Source organism: Bradyrhizobium sp. HKCCYLS3070 (assembly GCF_051167575.1).
GTDB lineage: Bacteria > Pseudomonadota > Alphaproteobacteria > Rhizobiales > Xanthobacteraceae > Bradyrhizobium.
The window spans coordinates 1270218-1292561 of record NZ_JBNPTI010000001.1 but is presented as its reverse complement, the minus strand read 5'-3'; the positions used below and the strand labels follow the sequence as shown (position 1 = coordinate 1292561).

At 66.0% G+C, this 22344-nt stretch carries 20 protein-coding genes; 9 read left to right on the top strand and 11 right to left on the bottom strand.

What is annotated here, in order from left to right:
* Positions 1-29: 29 nt before the first annotated feature.
* Complete coding sequence (locus ACQR03_RS05975; RefSeq protein ID WP_315711978.1) at positions 30-797, top strand: LamB/YcsF family protein; 768 nt, start codon at positions 30-32, stop codon at positions 795-797.
* 6 nt (positions 798-803) lie between these two features.
* Here the strand turns inward: ACQR03_RS05975 and ACQR03_RS05970 are convergent, their stop codons facing one another.
* The 5 genes from ACQR03_RS05970 to ACQR03_RS05950 all read right to left on the bottom strand — a co-directional run bounded on the left by ACQR03_RS05970 (position 804) and on the right by ACQR03_RS05950 (position 6591).
* Positions 804-953: a hypothetical protein gene (locus ACQR03_RS05970; RefSeq protein WP_315711980.1), complete on the bottom strand. Its 150-nt coding sequence runs from the start codon at positions 951-953 to the stop codon at positions 804-806.
* A 158-nt stretch (positions 954-1111) separates the two neighbouring features.
* Positions 1112-2713: a sulfite reductase subunit alpha gene (locus ACQR03_RS05965; protein ID WP_316202337.1), complete on the bottom strand. Its 1602-nt coding sequence runs from the start codon at positions 2711-2713 to the stop codon at positions 1112-1114.
* Positions 2710-4503, bottom strand: coding sequence for a NirA family protein (locus tag ACQR03_RS05960; protein WP_316202336.1), 1794 nt, complete (start codon positions 4501-4503; stop codon positions 2710-2712). The genes ACQR03_RS05965 and ACQR03_RS05960 overlap by 4 nt, the downstream gene beginning before the upstream one ends.
* 346 nt (positions 4504-4849) lie before the next feature.
* The gene (locus tag ACQR03_RS05955; protein ID WP_315751585.1) at positions 4850-6004 is read right to left on the bottom strand and encodes a CmpA/NrtA family ABC transporter substrate-binding protein; all 1155 of its coding nucleotides are present in this window, start codon (positions 6002-6004) and stop codon (positions 4850-4852) included.
* Positions 6001-6591 (bottom strand): ANTAR domain-containing response regulator, encoded by a 591-nt coding sequence (locus tag ACQR03_RS05950; RefSeq protein WP_008965342.1) that lies wholly within the window; start codon positions 6589-6591, stop codon positions 6001-6003. The genes ACQR03_RS05955 and ACQR03_RS05950 overlap by 4 nt, the downstream gene beginning before the upstream one ends.
* A 113-nt stretch (positions 6592-6704) precedes the next feature.
* Here ACQR03_RS05950 and rimO point away from each other — a divergent pair, with 113 nt between their 5' ends.
* Positions 6705-8030 (top strand): 30S ribosomal protein S12 methylthiotransferase RimO, encoded by a 1326-nt coding sequence (gene rimO, locus ACQR03_RS05945; protein ID WP_316202334.1) that lies wholly within the window; start codon positions 6705-6707, stop codon positions 8028-8030.
* A gap of 91 nt (positions 8031-8121) precedes the next feature.
* On the opposite strand, the gene ACQR03_RS05940 is transcribed toward rimO, so the two are convergent.
* Positions 8122-9243 carry a DUF2336 domain-containing protein gene (locus ACQR03_RS05940; protein ID WP_316202333.1) on the bottom strand — a complete coding sequence of 374 codons (1122 nt, stop codon included), beginning with the start codon at positions 9241-9243 and terminating at the stop codon, positions 8122-8124.
* A gap of 420 nt (positions 9244-9663) precedes the next feature.
* Here ACQR03_RS05940 and ACQR03_RS05935 point away from each other — a divergent pair, with 420 nt between their 5' ends.
* From ACQR03_RS05935 to ACQR03_RS05925, 3 genes are all read left to right on the top strand, one after another.
* Positions 9664-10860 (top strand): acetylornithine transaminase, encoded by a 1197-nt coding sequence (locus ACQR03_RS05935; RefSeq protein WP_316202332.1) that lies wholly within the window; start codon positions 9664-9666, stop codon positions 10858-10860.
* 299 nt (positions 10861-11159) lie between these two features.
* Positions 11160-11438, top strand: a complete 279-nt coding sequence (locus ACQR03_RS05930; protein WP_315711990.1) for a hypothetical protein — start codon at positions 11160-11162, stop codon at positions 11436-11438.
* Between the two features lie 122 nt (positions 11439-11560).
* Positions 11561-12349: a YkgJ family cysteine cluster protein gene (locus ACQR03_RS05925; protein WP_315711991.1), complete on the top strand. Its 789-nt coding sequence runs from the start codon at positions 11561-11563 to the stop codon at positions 12347-12349.
* Here ACQR03_RS05925 and ACQR03_RS05920 read toward each other — a convergent pair.
* From ACQR03_RS05920 to pcsA, 3 genes are all read right to left on the bottom strand, one after another.
* Positions 12339-13313, bottom strand: a complete 975-nt coding sequence (locus ACQR03_RS05920; protein ID WP_315751589.1) for a quinone oxidoreductase family protein — start codon at positions 13311-13313, stop codon at positions 12339-12341. The genes ACQR03_RS05925 and ACQR03_RS05920 overlap by 11 nt on opposite strands.
* Before the next feature lie 185 nt (positions 13314-13498).
* Positions 13499-14227, bottom strand: a complete 729-nt coding sequence (locus ACQR03_RS05915) for a TerC family protein (protein ID WP_315711994.1) — start codon at positions 14225-14227, stop codon at positions 13499-13501.
* Positions 14224-14958, bottom strand: a complete 735-nt coding sequence (gene pcsA, locus ACQR03_RS05910; RefSeq protein WP_315711995.1) for a phosphatidylcholine synthase — start codon at positions 14956-14958, stop codon at positions 14224-14226. The genes ACQR03_RS05915 and pcsA overlap by 4 nt, the downstream gene beginning before the upstream one ends.
* A gap of 118 nt (positions 14959-15076) precedes the next feature.
* On the opposite strand from pcsA, the gene ACQR03_RS05905 reads away from it, so the two are divergent.
* Positions 15077-16276 carry a UbiH/UbiF family hydroxylase gene (locus ACQR03_RS05905; protein ID WP_434841044.1) on the top strand — a complete coding sequence of 400 codons (1200 nt, stop codon included), beginning with the start codon at positions 15077-15079 and terminating at the stop codon, positions 16274-16276.
* Between the two features lie 6 nt (positions 16277-16282).
* Here ACQR03_RS05905 and ACQR03_RS05900 read toward each other — a convergent pair whose 3' ends face one another.
* Positions 16283-17236 (bottom strand): AEC family transporter, encoded by a 954-nt coding sequence (locus ACQR03_RS05900; RefSeq protein ID WP_315751591.1) that lies wholly within the window; start codon positions 17234-17236, stop codon positions 16283-16285.
* A 143-nt stretch (positions 17237-17379) separates the two neighbouring features.
* Between ACQR03_RS05900 and hspQ the strand changes: the two genes are divergently transcribed.
* Positions 17380-17712 carry a heat shock protein HspQ gene (gene hspQ / locus ACQR03_RS05895; protein ID WP_315711998.1) on the top strand — a complete coding sequence of 111 codons (333 nt, stop codon included), beginning with the start codon at positions 17380-17382 and terminating at the stop codon, positions 17710-17712.
* A gap of 149 nt (positions 17713-17861) precedes the next feature.
* On the opposite strand, the gene ACQR03_RS05890 is transcribed toward hspQ, so the two are convergent.
* The gene (locus ACQR03_RS05890) at positions 17862-18638 is read right to left on the bottom strand and encodes an invasion associated locus B family protein (protein ID WP_315751592.1); all 777 of its coding nucleotides are present in this window, start codon (positions 18636-18638) and stop codon (positions 17862-17864) included.
* 261 nt (positions 18639-18899) lie between these two features.
* Here ACQR03_RS05890 and ACQR03_RS05885 point away from each other — a divergent pair, with 261 nt between their 5' ends.
* On the top strand, positions 18900-20726 hold the full coding sequence (locus ACQR03_RS05885; protein ID WP_434841043.1) for an extracellular solute-binding protein: 1827 nt from the start codon (positions 18900-18902) through the stop codon (positions 20724-20726).
* A gap of 51 nt (positions 20727-20777) precedes the next feature.
* A complete protein-coding gene (locus tag ACQR03_RS05880; protein ID WP_315751594.1) occupies positions 20778-22286 on the top strand; it encodes a class I adenylate-forming enzyme family protein in 1509 nt (502 codons plus the stop codon).
* The last annotated feature ends 58 nt before the right edge of the window (positions 22287-22344 follow it).

The following is a 22344-nucleotide window of genomic DNA, read 5'->3' as shown; positions in this document are numbered from 1 at the left end:
TTCGGACCCATCAACGAGCGGACCCTGACATGACCAGCACCGTCGATCTGAACTGCGACCTCGGAGAGAGTTTTGGCCCGTGGGAAATGGGCAATGACGCCGCCATGATCGAGCTGGCGACATCGGTCAACGTCGCCTGCGGCTTTCATGCCGGTGACGCTGACATCATGCGGCGGACGGTCGAGATGGCGAAGGCCAAAGGCGTCAGCGTCGGCGCGCATCCCGGCTATCGCGATCTGCATGGTTTCGGTCGGCGTCCGATGCCGGGGCTGAAATCATCGGAGATCGAGAACCTCGTCGCCTATCAGATCGGCGCCCTGCAGGCGATCGCCACCGCGGCCGGTCACAAGGTCACGCATGTGAAGGCACACGGCGCGCTGTCCAATGTCGCCTGCGAGGACGACATGACGGCGAACGCCATCGCCAAGGCGATCAAGGCCGTCGATCCGAGCCTGATCTTCGTCGTGCTCGCCAACTCCAAGCTGGTGACCGCTGGCGAGAAGGCCAATCTGAGGATGGCTCACGAGGTGTTTGCCGATCGCGCCTATGGCGACGATGGACTCCTGGTGTCGCGCAGCAAGCCCGGCGCCGTGCTGCACGATCCCAAGGTCATCGCCGATCGTGTGGTGCGCATGGTTCAGGACGGCGCGGTGATTTCGGTGACTGGCAAGGTGATGAAGATGCGGACCGACACCGTCTGCATCCATGGCGACACCGCCGGCGCGGTCGAGATTGCGCGGGAGGTCCGCAAGGCGCTCGACGCGGCCGCCATCACGGTCGCGCCGTTCAAGAGGTGATGAGAATCAGAACGGATGCGTGAAAGACGTGCCCAGGGTGATCGCGGCAATCAGCGCCATCGCGCTGTAGAAGGCAACCAGCGCGACGGTTGCGCCGCGTTCGCGAATGGCGCGGGCCTGGGGCATCTGTCGCAGGGGCGTCGATATCGTGCGCATGGCCGGTCTCCTGAAGTTCCGGCCATGAGAAAAGCGTTCCCGCGGCCGGGTGCAAGGCAACCGGCGAAATAACGACAAGCCCCCTGTTTCGGGTCCGCTTGGAACCAAAAAATTCTCGGCCGATGTTGCGACCGAGAATATTCTCCGCCGGTTCCAGCTCAGTAGACGTCGAGCTGGAACCGGCCCTTCTTCTTGAGGTCCGCGACGAAACTCACCGCCTCGTCCGTCGAACGCGCGCCGAACTGGGCGACGATGTCGACCAGGGCGCGCTCGACGTCCTTGGCCATGCGCTTGGCGTCGCCGCAGATGTAGAGATGGGCGCCGTCGGCGAGCCAGGTCCACACCTCGCGGCCGACCTCGCGCATGCGGTCCTGGACGTAGAATTTCTTGTCGCCGTCGCGCGACCACGCCAGCGACAGCCGCGTCAAGAGGCCGGCGGTCTTCATGGCGTTGAGCTCGTCGGCGTAGAAGAAGTCGCAGTCGCTGCGCTGATGGCCGAAGAACAGCCAGTTCTTGCCCGGCGCGCCGGTCGCCCTGCGGTCGTGCAGGAAGGCGCGGAACGGCGCGACGCCGGTGCCGGGGCCGACCATGATGATCGGCGTCTTCGGATCGGCCGGCAACGCGAAGCCATGCGCCTTCTGCACATAGACGCGCAGCTTGTCGCCGGGATTGATCCGCTCGGCCAGGAAGGTCGAGGCAAGTCCCAGCCGCTTGCGCTTGCCAACGACGTAGCGGACGCAGTCGACCGTCAGCGACAGCTTGCCGGGCGTGGCATTGTGCGACGACGAGATCGAGTAGAGCCGCGGCTGCAGCGGCTCCAGCGCCTCGACGAAGGCCTCGGGATGCGGCCGGACGCCGGAGAACTTCTGCAGCACCGCCATCACATCGAGCGTCGCCGCGTCGCCATCGGGATCCTCGCCCTGCGCCAGCTGCCGCGCCTTCTCGCGGGTCGCGCCGCCGGTGATGAAGGAGATCAGCTCGAACAGCGAATCCGGCGCCGGCGCCAGCGAGACGTCCTCGAGCAGGCACTGCCGCAGCGGCTTGCCGTTCACCTCGGTCATGTGCGAGGCGCCGAGCAGCGCGATGATCTGATCGACCAGGCCGAGATCATTCTTGGCGAAGATGCCGAAGGAATCGCCGACGACGTAGTCGAGCCCGCTCTCTCCGAGATCGAACTCGATGTGCCAGGTCTCCTTCTCCGAGCCCGGCTTGTTGAGCAGACGCCGCGACAGGAACGTCGCCTCGACCGGATTGTCGCGCGAGCGACCGGGCTCGCTGACGACGACGGAGACGGTGGCCGGCGCAGCCGCAGCGGGCTTGGCCGCGGCCGGAGCCTTGTCGATCTCCTCGTAGAGCGCCTTGAGCATCCGCGCGGTTTCCTTGCCGCCGGGGACGCACAGGTTGAGCCGCGCCTCGCTGCGATCGGCAATCGCATCCGAATAGTCGCTGCAATTGTAGCCGCATTGGCCGCAGTCCTGCTGTGCCATGGCCGCCATCATGCGCCGGCGCAGCGGACGGCCCTCGGCGAGCTTCATGCGCTCGCCGATCGGCATGGTCTGATCGTGCCATGGCGCCTCGCCGTCATCACCGTCGCTCGCGGGCGCGAGCACGGCGCCGTTCTGCGCCGGCGACAATGCCGTCGCGCCGTCGAGACCGAACGCTCCGGCCAGGAAACCGTTGAGCCACGAGCGCTGCGCCTCGGAAAATGGCGCCGTCGGAGGAATGATCTCGATCTTGGACATGGGCGTGATCTGGTTCATGCTGAGACCTCCGACGAAATCTGGGCTTCGGCGAGATTGCGCAGCGTTTCGCCGTCGTGACGACGTGCGAACGACAGGAAGGTCTCCTCGGGCGAGGCGCGATGGGCGAGATAGGCCTTGAGCAGCTTCTCGACGGTTACAGGCGCATCCGCCGCCTTGAGATCGCGATAGACCTCGCGGCCGATATCGGCCTGCGGGCCGAAGCCGCCGCCGGCGAACAAATGATAGCCCTCGACGGTGTCGTCGCCATCGCCGACCGGCACCTTCGCGCCGATCATGCCGATGTCGCTGATGTAGTGCTGGGCGCAGGAGTGATGACAGCCGGTCAGATGGATGTTGAGAGGCGTGTCGACATCCACCCTCGTCTCGCACCAGTCGCCGATCTCGGCCGCATGTTTCTTGGTGTTGGATGCTGCGAACTTGCAGCCGGCGTTGCCGGTGCAGGCGATCAGTCCGGCGCGGATGTGCGAGGCCTTGACCGACAGTCCGATCTGCTCGACCGCGGCGCAGGCCAGCGCGACCTTGTCGTCGCGGACGCCCGATAACAGCAGGTTCTGCCACACCGTGAGCCGGATCTCGCCGTCGCCGAGATCCGCAGCGATCTTGGCGAGCGCGCGCATCTGTTCCGTGGTCAGCTTGCCCAGCGGCAGCACGACGCCGATCCAGTTCAGCCCCTGCTGCTTCTGCTGGTGCACGCCGATATGGGCCATCCGGTCCGAATCGGGACGCGGCTCGAGCGCCTCGTCGGGGACGCGCGCCAGCTTGCGGCCGAGCCTTGTTTCAACGGCTTCCATGAATTTGTCGTGGCCCATGCTGTCGAGCACGTATTTGAGCCGCGCCTTGAGGCGATTGGTGCGGTCGCCGGTCTCGATGAACAGCCGCACGATGGCGTCGGCCACCTCGGTCGCCCGCTCCGGCTCGACGATGATTCCTGTCGGCTTGGCGAAATCCTTGTGTCCGGTGATGCCGCCGAGGCCGAGCTTGAACCACACGCCCGGCGCAACGCCGAATCCGTCCTTCACCTCGACCGCCGAGAACGCGATGTCGTTGGTGTCCTCCAACGCCGCGATCCGACCGGCGCCGTCGAAGGCGACATTGAACTTGCGCGGCAGGCCGTAGAGCGAGCGGTCGTTGAGGATGTGGAAGTGCCATTCGCGCGCGAAAGGACGCGTGTCCAGCAGCTCCTGCGGATCGATGCCGGCGGTCGGCGTTCCCGTCACGTTGCGGATGTTGTCGGCGCCGGAGCCGCGCGCCGTCAGGCCGAGATCCGACAGACCTTCCAGCAGCATCACGGCATGCTTGGGCGGGATCTCGCGTAGCTGCAGATTGGCGCGCGTCGTGACGTGGCTATAGGGACCGCAGAGCCGGTCGGCGAGGTCGGCAAGCCCCGCGAGCTGCCAATGCTTCATCACGCCGTTGGGAATGCGCAGGCGGCACATGTAGGAGTCCTGCGCCGGCGCGACATGAAAAAGGCCGTAATAGCGCCAGCGGAAATTGTCCGCCGCGGACGGCGCAGCATTGCTGCGGGCCTGCTCCTTCAGCCGCTCATAGGCATCGAACGGGTGCAGCTCGCGCTTGACCTTCTCCTGGTCGGCGAGCTTGCGCCCGGATGCGATGACCTTGTCCTGCGCCTTGATGTGAATGGCGTCGGGCCCGGTCGGCTCGGCAATCGTCGTCGCGGCAGCAGCCTGCCCGCGGCCGGCCAGCGTGACCTTGAGGCCGGCGGCCAACCCCTCAAGGTAGCGCTTCTGCTCGTCGTTGAAGTCGACTGACAAGGGTTCGATTTTCATGATGGCGGACGAAGCTCCAGCGGCCAGGACGAATGGCGTTTGCGGATGGGACGAGGATCGCGTCGTCGAACGGCCGATGGGGGGCGGTTCAAATGAGCGATCCGACCAGCTTCGTTGCTGCGGAAATCCGGTAATGGACTGCAGTCAGCGGCATCTGTGGCGGCTGACCGCACTGCAATATTCAAATTGCGTGCCAGCCGGGACAAGCAGGAAATGTAAGAGAATTCAGAGGGCTGCTCAAATCGGCGAACCCGCACTGGCAGGCTCAAGCCCTCAAATGCGGGCACTTCGCCCAAAATTTGATCGGCGGAGCGAGTTGCCCAAATTGGGTGCTGAGTGGAAGACCTCAGGCCGTCCAGCGGCCGATCTTGAAGGCCTTGAGATGGCCGATCACGTCGTCCGCCGCGAAAGGCGGACCGGCGAAGGCGCCGATGGCGCCATCCGTGCCGACCGCGGCCGTGCCCATCGCCGCGTCGTAGATGTCCGGCCGGAACACGCCCATGGCGGTGCCCAGGGCTTCAGTGCTGAGGGGAGTCTGGCCCCACCGCACCATCTGGGCATAGAGCCAGGCCGCCTGGATCTTCTCGGGCCGTCCCGCCTCTTCCCGGCCCACCAGCAGATAGCGCGAGCTTTCGCGGAAGGTGCCGTCCGGCGAGATTTTGAGGCGGCCGTCCAGCGTGCGCTGGAGCACCTCCGCATCGACGCCGATCCGCTCCGGCTGGGCTAGGATACGCGCGGCTTCTGCGTGGTTCTGCTCGATGAATTCGGCGGCCTTGGCGCAGGCGCGGACCAGGCCGGCGAGGGCGTCGGGATTCTTGTCAGCCCAGCTCTGCCTGACCGCCAGCACCTTTTCGGCCGCGCGCACCAGCACGTCAGACACGAAGTGGAGAATATGGCCGATGCCGAGATCGACCGCGATCGAGTTCCACGGTGCTCCGACGCAGAACGCGTCGACGTGACCGTTGGCGATGCTCTCCACCATGTAGGGCGGCGGCAGCACCACGAGACGGACGTCCTCATCGGGGTCGACACCGCCTGCGGCCATCCAGAACCGCAACTGATAGTTGTGGGTCGAGAACGGAAACGTCATGCCGAACGTCAGCGGCTCGGCGCCGGCCTTGCGCCGTTCAGCGACGACGCGCGCCAGCGCCAGCGCCGTCGCCATCGGGTCGAAACGATCCCCCTCGAGGTGGGCCATGATCGCCGCATGCAGCGCTGGCGTCACGGTGATCGCGTTGCCATTCACTCCGAGATTGAAGGGAGCCACGATCGGCACCTTGACATGGCCGATGCCCAGGCTGGACGCAATGGCGACGGGAGCCAGCAGATGCGCCGCGTGGAACAGGCCGATGTTGAGCTTGTCGCGCACGTTCGACCATGACACTTCGCGGACCAGCGTGACATCGAGACCTTCAGCCGCGGTGAATCCGTTGTCGACGGCGACGATCAGCGCGGCGGCATCGACCAGCGGGATGAAGCCAATGCGAAGCGGGCCGGTCATTTCAGCATCTCCGAGGCGGTCAGGATCGATTGCGCGATCTCGCCGATCTTCTTCTTTTCGCGCATCGCCGTGGAGCGCAACAGCACGTAGGCTTCCTCTTCGGTGAAGCCCTTCATCTTCATCAGAATGCCCTTGGCGCGGTCGATCACCTTGCGGTCTTCGAGCGCGGACTTGGTGCGCTCGAGCTCGTCCTGAAGCTTGGAGAACGCATTGAAGCGGGAGATGCAGAGATCGAGGATCGGCTTGATCCGCTCCTTCTTCAGGCCGTCGACGATGTAGGCGGAGACGCCCGCCTCCACCGAGGCCTGGATCGAAGCCGCGTCGCTCTGGTCCACGAACATCGCGATCGGCCGGCGGACGGCGCGACTGACCTGGAACATCTGCTCCAGCACGTCGCGGCTCGGGTTCTCCAGGTCGATGACGATGACGTCCGGATCCAGGGCATAGATGCGCGCCAGGAGACCTTGCATCTCGCTGACATGCACGACGCCGGTAAAGCCCGCTTCCCGCAAGCCTTCCTCGAGGATGGCCGCGCGGATCGGGCTTTCGTCGACGATCACGATTTTAGGCGATTGCTCGGCGCTCATCGATCACCAGGTTGTCCGGGCCCTCACCCATAGCATGGACGTGGCCGCGTCAAAGCCTTGTCTTTCTGGGCAATTCGGACTAGCTGACGCCTATCTCATCAGGCAGTTCCAAGATGCAGCAGGGTTCGGCGCCCAAGATCAGCTTTGTTTCGCTCGGATGTCCCAAGGCTTTGGTCGATTCCGAGCGCATCATCACGCGCCTTCGCGCCGAGGGCTACGAGCTTGCCCGGAAGCATGACGGCGCCGACGTCGTCATCGTCAACACCTGCGGGTTCCTGGACAGCGCCAAGCAGGAATCCCTGTCGGCGATCGGCTCGGCCATGGCCGAGAACGGCAAGGTCATCGTGACCGGCTGCATGGGCGCCGAGCCGGAGCAGATCGAGCAGGCCTATCCCGGCGTGCTGTCGATCACCGGCCCGCAGCAGTACGAGAGTGTGCTGGACGCCGTCCACCGCGCATCGCCGCCTGCGCACAACCCTCACCTCGACCTGGTTCCTCCGCAGGGCATCAAGCTCACGCCCCGGCACTACGCCTATCTGAAGATCTCCGAAGGTTGCAACAACCGCTGCACCTTCTGCATCATCCCGAAGCTGCGTGGCGATCTGGTGTCGCGCCCCGCAGCCGACGTGCTGCGCGAGGCCGAGCGGCTGGTCGCAGCCGGGGTCAAGGAGCTCCTGGTCATTTCGCAGGACACCTCGGCCTATGGGCTGGACCTGAAATATGCCGAAAGCGCCTGGAAGGACCGCAGCGTCCGGGCTCGCTTCCTCGATCTGGCGCGCGAGCTCGGCGAGCTCGGCGCCTGGGTCCGGCTGCATTACGTCTACCCCTACCCGCATGTCGACGAGGTGATCGGCCTCCTGGCTAACGGTAAAATATTGCCTTATCTCGACATCCCGTTCCAGCATGCCAGCCCGAACGTCCTGAAGGCGATGCGCCGCCCGGCGGCGCAGGACAAGACGCTGGACCGGATCAAGGCGTGGCGGACCACCTGCCCTGACCTCGCGCTGCGCTCGACCTTCATCGTCGGCTTCCCCGGAGAGACGGACGCCGATTTCGCCTATCTGCTGGACTGGCTGGATGAGGCCGAGATCGATCGGCTCGGATGCTTCAAATACGAGCCTGTGGCCGGCGCGACCTCCAACGCCCTGCCCGACCAGGTCCCGGACGCGGTCAAGCAGGAGCGCTGGGACGCCCTGATGGCTCGCCAGCAGAAGATCTCGGCACGCCGGCTCAAGCGCAAGGTTGGAACGCGTCAGCAGGTGATCATCGACGAGGTCGGGCCAAGCGTCGCCAAGGGCCGCACCAAGGCTGATGCCCCCGACATCGATGGCGCCGTTTATCTGTCCAGCCGGCGGCCGTTGCGTGTCGGCGAGATCGTCACGGTCAAGATCGAGCGTGCCGACGAATACGACCTGCACGGCACGGTCGCTGGGTTCTAGCGCGGCTCTGTCGCGTCTCGGGCCACCCGCCGGGAACTCGGGGGAATCGCAGACGGGCGTGTAGATGAGTCCTGGACCTGCGGACCGCCCCTCAGTGCGAGGAGCCCGTGGTGCGAACCGACCAGAGATTCAGCAGGCGAAGCGCCTCGTCCTGCTTCAGTTCGAGATATTTGTTCTTGAGCTTGGTCAGCTCGTCGGGGGGCGTTGCACCTGAAACGAACCGGCTATCGAGGATCGCGGCAACCGTGACCCAGCTCAGTCCAGCGGCCTTGCACGGCACGAGAATGCCGTCGCTGCGCAGGCTCTGCATCAGCGGCCGTACCAGCTCGATACTGCATTTCGCGAGCTCCGCGATGGCCGCGATCGTCTCGCCGTAGCGCCGCTGGCGGGCAAATTCGAGCAACTCGGCCTCGGTGAGCTTTCCGCCCTGTTTGAGTTGGCCGATCGCCGCCTTGGCGCTGCCGCCGACGCGGTTTCGTGACAACTCGCGCTCGGCGTCGAGCGTGGCCGCTGAAATGGCGCTGCGGATTTCCTCGTAGAGATGCGGCGGCGCCGAGGCGAGCAGGCGCACCCTCACCGCCTCCGTCGCGCGCTGCAACAGGGTCCTGCGCAAGGCTGCCGGCAGATCGGCGCGGATGCCGGCCGCGACCGTGAGCTCCGCATCTCCAGCCGCTTGCGCCACGATGACGGCAAATCCGGCGGGAGACACCCGCGCCCCGGGATTCTTCATCAGTTGCCGGCTCACGCTCGGATAGCGTCGCGCGAGCAGCGCATCGGTGACGATCTCCTGCAGCCACCAGCGCCCGGCGATCGCCACCAGGTGCTTCTCGCTGCGCGTCTGCGCGATCTCGATCAGATCCTCGCTGCTCAGCCGCGGCGATTCCGAAAGCACCGGCCCCGCGACGGCGATGTCGTCATGATGAGCCAGCCGCCGGATCACGCCGGCCGGCGCCTGCGGGATCGGGGCAAGCTGGGCGCTGAGTTCGGCGAGTGCGATCCGGGCACCGACGTCGGCCAGCGCGCGCAGCTCGATGGTGTTGACGAGACGCTCGAAGACGTCGGCAAACAGCGCGTGCTGCTCGATATCCAGGCTGCCGGCGGAGGCGACGAACAGGGAGGCGACTCGCTCGGCCACGCCGGAGCAGCGGTCGGCTGAGCCGGTGGCTATGGCCGCCTGCACTTCTTCGGCGATCGTGAGATGGGGGTTCGACATCGCTCATCCTGAGCAGCTTGCATTTTCAAGCTGGCCGGCAAAGTAAACGCAGCCGCTAAATGTTTGGTAAAGTTGTCACTAAAGCGCGAGACCCGAGATTGGATCGTGCGGCCTTCGCGCCGGCCGGCGCTTCCCTCGCCGCTTCCCGGAGCGGCGGCCCGTATTGCACCCTGCAGGCCGGCATCTTGACACCGGTTGCGATTTGCCTGTATGGCCGCCGCATGATCTTCAACCGGACCGACCGCCGCGCCGCCGTTTGCCGTCGTCACCGCCGTGACGATGCCGGGGCGCGCCATGTCCGAAGACGTTGCTGATCAGCTAGCTCATCAGCTCCAGGTTTTCGAGAAGGCCGCTCCCGCAAAGGAGCGGCCTTCTCGCTTTTTGGCCCACCGTTTCACCCCTGAGCACAGGAGATTGCACATGCTGACCGCCTCCCATCCCTACGACGCTCTGATGGAGATCACGGCGCGTCCGCGCACCGTCTTCGTTCAGGGCAAGGGGTCCTGGCTATGGGACGACGACGGCAAGCGCTATCTGGACTTCATCCAGGGCTGGGCCGTGAACTCGCTCGGCCATGCGCCGCCGGCGCTGGCCAGCGCGCTCGCCAGCCAGGCGGCGCGCCTGATCACGCCGAGCCCAGCGTATTTCAACGACACCAGCCTGCAGTTCGCCAAGGCACTCGTCGACCGCTCGTGCTTCGACCAGGTGTTCTTCACCAATTCGGGCGCCGAAGCCAATGAAGGCGCCATCAAGCTCGCGCGCAAATACGGCGCTCTGCGCAAGAACGGCGCGTATGAGATCATCACCTTCGAGGGCGGCTTCCACGGCCGCACGCTGGCGACGATGTCGGCTTCTGGCAAGAAGGCGTTCGAGCCGCTGTTCGAGCCCAAGGTCCCGGGCTTTCCAAAGGCACGCCTGAACGACATCGCCTCGGTCGAGGCCCTGATCTCCGACAAGACGGTGGCGATCATGCTCGAGCCGATCCAGGGCGAGGCCGGCGTGTGGCCCGCGACGGACAGGTTCCTGCAGCAGTTGCGGGTGCTGACCACCAGGCACGGGCTGCTGCTGATCGTCGACGAGATCCAGACCGGCATGGGCCGCACCGGAAAGCTGTTCGGCTATGAGCACGCCGACGTCCTCCCGGACATCATGACCTTGGGCAAGGGCATCGGCGGCGGCGTTCCGCTCGCCGCCCTGCTGGCGACCGAAGCGGCGTCTTGCTTCGAGCATGGCGATCAGGGCGGTACCTTCAACGGCAATCCGCTGATGTGTGCGGCGGGACTCGCCGTGCTCGACGTCATCGAGAAGCCGGAGTTTCTGAAGGCTGTCACGGACAACGGGATCTATCTGGAGAGCGAGTTGCAGCGCATCTCGGCAAGGCACGGCCTGGGCGAAGTGCGCGGCCGCGGTCTGTTGCTTGCGCTCGACGTGATCAGGCCGATCGCGCCGGCGATCGTCGCGCATGCCTTCGAGCTCGGCCTGCTGCTGAACGCGCCGCGTCCGGATGCGCTGCGCTTCATGCCGGCCCTCAATGTGACGCGCGATGACATCGCGGCGATGATCGACACGCTGGACGGAATCCTGACCAAGGTCGGCGCTGCGCGCTGCGTCGCCTGATCGAATGCCGTTCGGGACGCAGGCTCCGTGCCATACGCGAAGCCTGCGTCCCGCTGCCTACAGATGAGGCACAAACATCGAGGTCGGGCTCGCCGCCATTTGACCTGGATCAAGGACAGCCGTCCCTCTGAACAACGATCCTGATCGCGCCAAACACCTGCGATCCGATGACTTACGTTATATCTATACTGATATAGCGTTGTACGGGATGTGATCAGCTCGGAGGAAAGAGGCTTGCCGGGACCAAGCTGATGATCATCCGCCGACAACGAGGTCGGCACCATAGAGGAGATGCAAGAATGGCGAGAGACAATCTGGCTCGGGCGTTGCCGGTCGAAGACAGCGGCAGCCAAATCGCCCTGGCCGCGACCGAAGAGGTGCTGATCCACGTTCGCTTCTTCCCGAACTCGGACATCAACTCGATCGGCGAGAAGCCCGCCAGCCTGACCGCCAATGAATGGTATGAGCGCCTGCTCGACATGGCGCGTCCGCATTACCAGACCTTCGCCGGCGGCCGCGGCTTCTTCCGCATCCCCCGCCCCTGTTTCGAGGCGATCCTGAAGGGCGTTGCTGCCTGACGTCGGCTCTCTCTCCGGATGAGGCCGCGAGCGTCCTCTCTGCCTCATCCCTGTCGACCGCGGTGCGCCGGGTGCGCCGCGGTCGCTGGCGTTTTGGTCCGTGCGCGCGTCGGAGGACAACATTGAGCGAAGCGGCTTTCAACGGACTGCGACGGGTCTTCAACGCGCTGCTGGCGTCCGGGCTGGCCTCGCAGAACCTGGCAGACATGCTCGCCGACCGCGCCTTCGATCTGTTCGAAGCCAACATCGATGCCCAGACGGCGCATCTGCCCACCCTCGCCTGCGCCAAGGGCTGCCCCTCCTGTTGCGCGCTGCGCGTGACCGCGACGGCACCGGAGATCTTCCTGCTCGCGCGCTACGCCCGGCAGATCGATCAGCGCATGCCGGCAACCGCGCTCGGCTCGCTGTCACGCCGGATCAAGCTCGCCAACCGCGCGACGCGTGGCCTGAGCGAGACCGAGCGAATGAAGCTGCGCCAGCCTTGCCCATTCGTCGTGCGCGGCGGCTGCATCATCCATCCCGCGCGTCCGCTCGCCTGCCGCGGCCATGCCTCGTTCGACCGGCGCGCCTGCGCGCAGGCCATGGCCGGCCGCGAGGTGGACGTGCCGGTCTCGGCGCCACACGTCGCGCTGCGCGCCCTGGTGCAGGATTCGCTCAGGGACGCGCTCGGTGCTGCGGGGCTCGCCTCTGGCCTCTATGAGCTCAACCAGGGTCTCGTTCTGGCGCTCGACGCCCCCGAGCGCGAGCGCGCCTGGCGCGACGGACAGGACAGCCTCGCGCCGGCGCGGATCGAGGCGTCGACGACGGCAGCGCAGACGGACGCGGTGCTCTGGAGCTCGGCGGCGGGTGACGCTTCGATCCGGGACGAGGTTCCAGAGGCAGAGCCAGGTCGCCAATCTCCTATGGCTTGAGGATCGAGGCCCCGGTCGTGACGCGGCTTTCGAGATCGGCGTGCGCCCGGCCCGCATCCTTCAGCGCATAGGCGTGATTGATCTGCACGTGCAGCTTGCCGCTGATCACCGCCGAGAACAGCGTGTCGGCGCCCTCCAGCAGCTCGGACCGTTTGCCGATGTAGTCGTTGAGCTTCGGCCGGGTCGCGAATAGAGAGCCGTGACTGTTGAGCTCGGCGATCGAGAATGGCGGCACCGGACCCGAGGCATTGCCGAAGCTAACGAACAAACCGCGCGGCTTCAGGCAGGACAAGGAGCCGGGGAAGGTCGACTTGCCGACGCCGTCATAGACCACGTCGCACAATTCGCCGCGGCTGATCTGCTTGACCCGCGCGACGAAGTCCTCCTCGTTGTAGAGGATGACGTGGTCGCAGCCATTGGCCAGCGCCAGATCCGCCTTCGCTGTGGAGCCGACGGTGCCGATGACGTGCGCGCCGAGCGCGCGCGCCCACTGGCAGGCCAGCAGGCCGATGCCGCCCGCGGCGGCGTGGATCAGGACGCGATGGTGCGGCTCGACCTTGAAGGTCTTGTGCAGCAGGTACCAGACCGTCAGCCCCTTGAGCATCAGCACCGCGCCCTGCTCATAGGTGATGTGGTCGGGCAGCTTGACCAGCCGCTGCCAGCCGATGTTGCGCTCGGTGGCATAGCCGCCGAGGTTCTCATAATACGCGACGCGGTCGCCGGGATGGAAATGCGTGACGCCCGGCCCCACGGCGATCACCTCGCCTGCCGCCTCGTTGCCGGCGATGAACGGCAGGCCGGGCGCCTTGTACAGTCCGGTGCGATAGTACACGTCGATGAAGTTGAGGCCGATCGCGTGCTGGCGGATGCGGACCTCGCCGGGGCCGGGCGCGACGAGATCAACCGGCTCATAGACGAGCGCTTCGGGGCCTCCCACCTTGTGCACGCGCACCGCCTTGACCATCCCGCCATCTCCCCTTCGGACTCTCCATCGCCGCGTCCGGGAAGCCGGCGAAAGAACCTTCGACACTTACCTGATTCTCATCGGACATCCGGCTCCGTTGAAGGAGCCGACCTCCGGCCGCGCATCGGGCGCTGCCGGCGGCAAAAGCGAAGGCGATCACGACGGCCTTGTCAACTCGGCGCCTGTCAGGCGTTGCGCTTCCTGCGGTTGCGCGAGGCCATCACGTTGAAGGCTTCGACTGCCAGCGCAAAGACGATCGCGAAGTAGATGTAGCCGCGCGGGATGTGGAACTCGAAGCCGTCGGCGACCAGCGCGACGCCGATCAGCACCAGGAAGGCGAGCGCCAGCATCTTGGTGGTCGGATGGTTCGCCACGAAACGCGCTACGGGTCCCGAGGACACGTACATGATGACGACAGCGATGATGACGGCGGCGATCATGATCTCGAGATCCTGGGCCATGCCGATCGCGGTGATGATCGAGTCCAGCGAGAACACGAGATCGATGACGATGATCTGCAGGATCACCCAGAAGAACTTGTTGGCGCCGCCGCCCTGCGCCCCCTCCTCCCCCTCACGCGCCTCGACCTCGGCATGGATCTCGTGCGTGGCCTTGGCGATCAGGAACAGGCCGCCGGCGATCAGGATGATGTCGCGCCAGGAGAAGCCGAGGCCACCGATCGTGAACACCGGCTGCGTCAGCCCGATCAGCCAGACCAGCACGCTGAGCAGCAGGATGCGGAAGATCAAGGCCAACGCCAGCCCGATCTGGCGGGCGCGTGTCGCCTGCGGCTGCGGGATGCGCGAGGTGATCACCGACAGGAAGATGACGTTGTCGATGCCGAGAACGATCTCGAGTGCGGTCAGGGTGAGCAGCGCGGCCCACGCTTCGGGACTGGTCAGAAGGTCGATCATGCTTTCAAGGATCTCAACAGGCGGATCGCGGAGTCGCTCGCGACGATGTAGAGGGCGATCGCGCACAACAGCGTCGTTACGATCGGGCCCACGGCGAAGTTGTTTCCCAGCGCGTCGATGACCAGGACGCCCCAGAGCGCGACCAGCGGCAGCGTCAGCCAGCGCAGCCGCTCGACGCGCACCGGGTGGATGACATGGAACGGGACGAAGGTCAGCGCGATCAGGACCGCGAGACCCAAGGTCGCCAACGATGGCGAGGGATGCAGCAGGAACAGGTAGAATGCCGCGATGTTCCAGAGTCCCGGAAACCCGCGAAAATGATTGTCGTCGCTCTTCATGCGGCGATCGGCGAAATACAGTGCGCCGGTGACGGCGATGCCGACGCCGATGACCGGCGCCGCGAGCGGCAGCAGCATCCCGCTGGCGGTGATGGCGTAGGCCGGCACGAACACATAGGTCGTGAAATCCACCACGAGATCGAGCACGTCGCCCGACCAGTCCGGCTGCACATGGACGACGTCGAGCCGGCGCGCCAGCGGCCCGTCGATGCCGTCGATGATGAGCGCGCCGCCGAGCCACCAGAACATCGCAGTCCAATGCTCGCGCACGGCCTCGAGCATCGCGAGCAGCGCGACGCCCGCACCGAGCGCGGTGAAGACGTGCACCGAGAACGCCGCGGCACGATGCGCGGGCGTTGCGGCCACCCTGCTCTCTGGTCTCAACTGATCCATGCGACGCCAGTGCTATCAGGAATCGGAGCCAATTGCATATCTGCCGTTGCGGCCATGCGCCGCGCAGGCTCACGCAATACCCTTGAAAAAGCCCTGCAGGAACGTCAAATGTTCCCGCATGAGCAACACAGACGCCAGCTTTGATGTCATCGTCGTCGGCGGCGGACCCGCCGGGCTCGCCGCCGCGATTGCATTGTCGCAGACCGGGGCGCGGACGGCGCTCGTGGCCCGCAAGGCTCCATATGCCGACAACCGCACCACCGCCCTGCTCGGCGGCTCGGTCGATTTCCTCGACGAGATCGGCGTCTGGTCATCGTGTCGTGACCGCGCCGCCGGCCTGAAGGCGATGCGGCTGGTCGACGATACCGGCCGGCTGTTCCGAGCCCCGGAGGTGCGCTTCGTCGCCGACGAGATCGGTTTCGACGTGTTCGGCTACAACATCGCCAATGCCGCCCTGGTCGACGCGCTGGAACAACGCGCCGGCGAGATCGACGGCCTGGTGCGGATCGCCGAGGATGCGGAAAGCGTGCGCAGCGATGCCGATGCGGTGACCGTCACCAGCGCATCGGGCCGCGTGCTGACGGCGCGGCTCGTGGTCGGCGCCGATGGCCGGCATTCGCTGTGCCGCGAGGCCGCCGGCATCGGCGTGAGCCGGCGCACGCTGCAGCAGTCTGCGCTGACCTTCAACATCACCCATGCGCGGCCGCATCACAACGTGTCGACGGAATTCCACACGCCGCAGGGCCCCTGCGTGTTCGTGCCGCTGCCGGGCGACCGCTCCAGCGTCGTCTGGGTCGCAGCCCCGAAGGAGGCCGACCGGCTGTTCGCGCTCGACGACGACGCCCTGTCCGACGCCGCCGAGCGGCAGTCGCATTCGATCTTCGGACGCGTTCGCGTCGAGCCGGGCCGCCATGTGTTTCCGCTCGCGATCGAGCGGCCCCTGCGCTACGCGCAAAACCGCATCGCCCTGGTCGGCGAGGCCGCGCATGTGGTGCCGCCGATCGGTGCGCAGGGACTGAACCTCGGCCTGCGCGACGGCATCGACATCGCCGATGTCGTGCGCAAGGCCAATGCGGCCGGCGAGGATATCGGTGCCCCGCAGGTGCTCGCGCGCTACGGTGCCGCGCGCCGCGCCGACATCCTGAGCCGCACCTTCGCCATCGACGTCGCCAACCGCTCGCTGCTCAGCGATCTCCTGCCGATGCAGTCGCTGCGCGCCGTCGGCATGCACCTGATGAGCGGCATCGGTCCGCTGCGGCGGCTCGCGATGCGCGAGGGCCTGGCGCCGTCATGGAGAGCCACGCGCAAGGCCGGTTGAGCACCGTCAGGGAAACACCAGCCGGCCAGTCTGGATCAGCCACATCACGCTGGTCAGGGTGATCACCGAGGCGAAGGTGCCGATCAGCACCGCCGATGAGGCCGGCTCGATCCAGCTGTCATTCTGGCGCGCGATCACGAACACATTGAGCGCCGGCGGCAGCGCCGCCATCAGCACCGCAGTCGCCGCCCAAGGCTGCGCGAACGGCCCGAACAGCAGCATCAGCCCGAACGACAGCAGCGGGTGGACGACGAGCTTCACCACGGTCAGGACCGGCACCTCCCAGGGCAGCCGCTCGAACGGGCGCAGCGCCACGGTCACGCCGAGCGCGAACAGCGCCGTCGGCGCAGCGGCGTTCTGCAGGAACTGCAGGGTGAGGTCGAGCACGGTCGGCGGATGCAGCTGAAACGCCGCCGCCAGCATGCCGGCTGCCGTCGCCATGATCAGCGGGTTCTGCAGGATCTGGCGCAGCACCGTGCGCAGCGCATGCACCACCGAGGCGTGGTCGCGCTCGGTCAGCTCGACGAGCAGCGGCACGATCGAGAACAGGAAGATGCTGTCGCAGCAGAAGATCAGCGCGGTCGGCGCCGCCGCCTTGGTCCCGAGCACGGCCAGCGCCAGCCCAGGCCCCATATAGCCGATGTTGCCGTAGCCGCCCGCGAGCCCGGCCATGGTCGCCTCGCGTAGCGACAGCCGCCCGATGGCCTTGCCGAGCACGAGCGCCAGGGCGAAGGTGAGCATGGTGGCGAGCGTCGTTGCAACCAGGAACGGAGGGTTGCTCAGCTCCGTGAACGGCGTGCGCGCGATGAGGTTGAACATCAAAGCGGGCAGCGAGACGTAGAGCAGGAAGAAGTTCATCCAGGCGAGCCCGGCTTCGGGCAGCCCCCTCCACTTACCACAGGCGAAGCCTATGAAAACGACGCCGAAATAAGGCAGGGCCAGATTGAGAATGTCGAACATGGGCTCGGAAGATGACCCCCTGGGGGGCCTGGGAAGGGCCTGGAATGCGGGGGCGTCGCGGCTTGACGCGAATCGGATTGGTCTAGATCAAATCCGCCCGCGGGGCACTAGCATCGCTCCCCATCCTGGTCTATTCGACTGGGATGATCAAAGCGCGAACTGCCAAGTTTCAGATCGGCCAGATCGTCCGGCATCGGGTGTTCTCGTTCCGGGGCGTGATTTTCGACATCGATCCGGAGTTCAACAACACCGAGGAATGGTGGTTGTCGATTCCCGAGGAGGTCCGTCCGCACAAGGACCAGCCATTCTATCACCTGCTGGCCGAGAACGCGGAATCCGAATACGTCGCCTATGTCTCCGAGCAGAACCTGGTTCCCGACGAGTCCGGCGAGCCGATCCGCCATTCCCAGGTTGCGGAGATCTTCATCAAGGACAAGTCGGGCGGCTATCGTCCGCGCAATCCGCTGATGAACTGACCTGTCGACCGGAGGGTTTCAACCCAGCGCCGCCGGCGCAGGCTTGATCTTTGGTCCCGGCGCGCAAGTTCCCCTCATATCCGTTCGCAGAACGAAAAAGGCGCTCCGAATGGAGCGCCCTTGATTTTGCGGAATGGACCCGACCGGCGTTACTGCTTCGCCTGCGGCTGGCCTGGCTGGGTCTGCTCGAGCTTCTTGCGCTGCTCCTCGGCGCGCTTCTGCAGCTCTTCCTGCAGCTTCTTCTGGGTCTCTTCGAACTGCTTCGGGTCGGTCGGCGGACCATCATAGGCCTTGGCGAAGCTGCTGTTGCCTTCCTGCAGCGGCAGCGGCAGCGTCAGCGCGGTGCCGTTCGAGTTGATCGCCTGGACGTAGAGGGTCTGGCCCTTCTTGAGGCTGTTCACGAATTCGGGCGTTGCTTCGTAGTCCGACATGCAGCCGTTCTGGAAGCAGATGACGTATTTGCCTTCCATGAACTGGTTGTTGTCGATGACGATGCGGGTGCCGGGCTGCAACTGCATGCCGAGCGGCAGGGTCACACGCAGGATCTTCTTCGGCTCGCCTTCGGGCTCGATGATGACCGCTGCAACCACAGGCTGACCGGATTCGATGCGGCCGTCCTTGCCAATGAAGCAGACCTGCTTGGCGTTGGCATCCTGCCCCTTCAGGCAGAACTTGGTCCACGGCGCATAGATCAGCTGCGGCATCTCCTGCTGAGCCTGGGCCTGAGGCTGGCCGCCGGCGGGAGGAGTGGCAGGGGCCTGGGCGGCCGGAGCGGGAGCCTTGGGAGCGGCAGCCGGAGCCTTCGCCTTCGGCGCTTGAGCCTGCGCAACCGAAGGAGCGAAGGAAACGGCCAGCGCGGTGACCGCGAGCAGCGCGACAAGCCGCCCACGCGGCCCAACCGACGAGGCCAAGTCACGGAAATTCATTGCGGAAAACCCTTTCTGAACGGCAGCGCCCGAGACCGCCAAAGGCGCCACACCAAGCCGTTGAAGCGGCTGTCTCCTCAGGAAATGAGGCGGTTAAGTGACAGGCGTTACCGCCGTAACTCAATCGCCCGCCTTCTTAACGCGGTGCGCGGAAGAATCAATGCCGCGAGACCATGTCGAAGCCGCGGTCTAGCGCTGGCGAGCGTGTGGTAAAAGCCCCTTGTGACCTGTTCCGAATCAAATGCTTGCGCCCCGATCCTGATGCTGCAGCGCATGTTCAGCGCGGCCGTGCGATGTGTCGCCGTCACGCTGGCATTGTTGCCCGAGGTCTACACTCCCATGGCGAAAGCGGCAGAAACTGCGGCGATCGCCATGCATGGTCACCCGGCCTTGCCCGCCGACTTCGACCACATGGCGTACGCGAATCCCGACGCGCCCAAGGGCGGTCGTCTGGTATGGGGACTGCTCGGCACCTTCGATAGCCTGAACCCGTTCATCGTCCGCGGTATCGCAGTGCAGCAAATCCGCAGCTATGTGGTCGAGAGCCTGCTCACCCGCGGCAATGACGAGCCGTTCACGCTGTATGGCCTGCTGGCGAAAACCGTCGAGACCGACGAGAACAGGACCTATGTCACCTTCCGGCTCGACCCGCGCGCCCGCTTCGCCGACGGCAGCCGGGTGCGCGCCGAGGACGTGGCGTTCTCCTTTGCGCTGCTGCGTGATCACGGCCGCCCCAACCACCGGCAATACTACGGCAAGGTCGCCAGGGTCGACGTGCTTGATCCGCTGACCATCCGGTTCGATTTCGGCGGCGCCGAAGACCGCGAGTTGCCGCTGATCCTCGGCCTGATGCCGATTCTGGCGAAGCACGCGACCGACCTGGCGAGCTTCGAGGACACGACGATGACCGCGCCGCTCGGGTCGGGCCCGTATCGTGTCACCGCGGTGCAGCCGGGATCCAGTGTCACCCTCACCCGCAATCCGGACTATTGGGGACGCGACCTGCCGGTCAACCGCGGATTGTGGAACTTCGACGAGGTCCGGCTCGATTACTACCGCGAGTCCAATGGACAGTTCGAAGCCTTCAAGCGCGGGCTGTACGACTTCCGCGTCGAGACCGAACCGCTGCGCTGGCACGACGGCTACGACTTCCCGGCCGCGCGCAATGGCGAGGTCATCCGCGACAGCTTCACCTCGGGGATGCCGCAGCCCTCGCAGTTCCTGGTGTTCAACACGCGGCGGCCGGTGTTCGCCGACGTGAAGGTGCGCCGTGCGCTGACGCTGCTGTTCGATTTCGAATGGATCAACCGCAACTACTTCTTCGGGCTGTACCGCCGCAGCGGTGGCTATTTCGCCGGATCCGAGCTTTCGGCCTATGGACGTCCAGCCGATGCGGCCGAGCTCGATCTGTTGAAGCCGTACGCCGCGCAGATCCCCCCCGATATCATGGACGGCAGCTACCGCCTGCCGATCACCGACGGGTCCGGCCGCGACCGCGCAACGCTGAAGGCGGCGCTCGATCTGCTTGGCGAGGCCGGCTATGGCTTCGACGGGACGGTCTTGCGGTATCGGACGACGCGGGCCCCCCTCGCCTTCGAGATCCTGGTCACGAGGCGCGACCAGGAGCGTATTGCGCTGGCTTACGCCGGCAGTCTCAAGCGGGCCGGCATCAATGCGTCCGTCAGGGTCGTCGATCCCGTGCAGTTCGACCAGCGCCGCCTGAGCTTCGAGTTCGACATGATCCAGAACCGCTGGGACCAGTCGCTGTCTCCCGGCAACGAGCAGGCGTTCTATTGGGGCAGCGAGGCCGCCGACCGCACCGGAACCCGCAACTACATGGGCGCCAAGGACCCGGCGATCGACGCCATGATCGCGGCGCTGTTGCGCGCCCGCGACAGGCCGGAATTTATCTCGACGGTTCGCGCATTGGACCGTACCCTGATGGCGGGGTTCTACGCTATTCCAGTGCTCAATGCCGCCGAGGAATGGATCGCGCGGTGGAATCGTATAGAACGGCCAGAGAGGACAGCTTTGACGGGAGCGCTCCCGGAGAGCTGGTGGCAGCGGCCGGAGCCGGCACGGAAGTGACCAATCGGGGCAATTGGTCGTGGCCGGGTCCGTGAAAGTACGGGGCAACAGGTGAATCAGGCCAATACGTCGCCGACGCTCGACGCGTTGTTTCAACGCATCCTGGCGCGCAAGCCGGATGCGGTTGCGCTGGTCGATCCGATCAACAAGCAGCGCGTCACCGGGCGACCGCCGATGCGCCTGACCTATGCCGAAGCCGATCGCGTGATCTCGGCGCTGGCCGCGCACTTCGTCGACGCCGGCCTGCCGGCTCATTCGGTGATCGCGGTCCAACTGCCCAACACGATCGAGTTCGTGCTGACGGTGCTGGCCGCGCATCGCGCCGGCCTCGTGGTCGCCGTATTCCCGCTGCTGTGGCGTCAGTCGGAGCTCGTGGCGGCGCTGAACCGCACCAGCGCGCGCGCCATCGTCACGATGTCGAAGATCGACGGCGTGATTCACTCCGATCTCGCGATGAATGCGGCGGCGGAGGCGTTCTCGATCCGCCACGTCTGCGGCTTCGGCTCCGACCTGCCCGAGGGGATGTATTCGCTGGACCAGTCGATCGCAAAACCCTCGCGCTCGACGCGCGGGCTCATGCCGGACGGCCGCAAGGCCGCGATCGTCTCCTTCGACGTGACCGCCGACGGCTTCCGCGCCGTGCCGCGCACCCATTTGAGCCTGATCGCCGGTGGGCTCGCCGTCTCGCTCGAGAGCGATCTGCCGCAGGGCGTGAACATGATGTCGGCCTTCCTGCCGTCGTCATTCGCCGGCCTCGCCGCCTCGGTCGTGACATGGCTGTTGTCCGGCGGCACCCTTGCGCTGCACCACCCGTTCGACGCCGACGCGCTGGAACAGCAGCTCGCGGAGCTGGCCTGCGATACGCTGGTCGCCCCGGCTCAACTCGCCTTGCGTCTCGACGAGGGCAATCTGGCCGCGCGGCTGCCGAACCTGCGCTATGTGCTCGGCCTGTGGCGCGCGCCCGAGCAGGTGGCGTCGAGCGCATCGTGGAAGACGCGCGACATCGAGATGACCGACGTCTATCTGTTCGGCGAAGCCGGACTGTTCGCCGTGCGCCGCACCGCGGCCGATGGCAGTCCCGGGCCGGTCAAGCCGGGCCGCCAGGGCGCGCCGCGCGAACAGCCGGGCTCGTCGATCGCCGGCGAGATCCTGGTGACGCCGAAGGGCACGCTCGGGCTGCGTGGGCCCATGGTCGTGTTGGCCGCCTACGCGCCGCCGCAACCGCCGAGCGACTCGCTGATGCCGGCAGCGCCGCGCGACTACGTCGACACCGAATACGCCGTGCGCCTCGACCGCGCCCAGGACACGATCTCGATCACGGCGCCGCCGGCCGGCGTGATGGCCGTGGGCGGCTACCGCTTCCTCGCCCAGGACCTGCACGAATGGTCGAGGCGGCTCGGCCAGGGTGCGCTGCTGACCGCTCTGCCCGACCGTCTCAGCGGTCACCGCCTCGCGGGCCGCGCGATGGACAATGCGCGCGCGCGGGAAGCGCTCGCCGAGCTGGGACTCAATCCGCTGATGGTCGAGGCCTTCCGCGACCGCGCCGGCTCGGGCGGCTGATCCTGCCGTCCGGACAGCTACGGAACCGTCATGTTTGGAACAGTGTTGACGCTGCGTT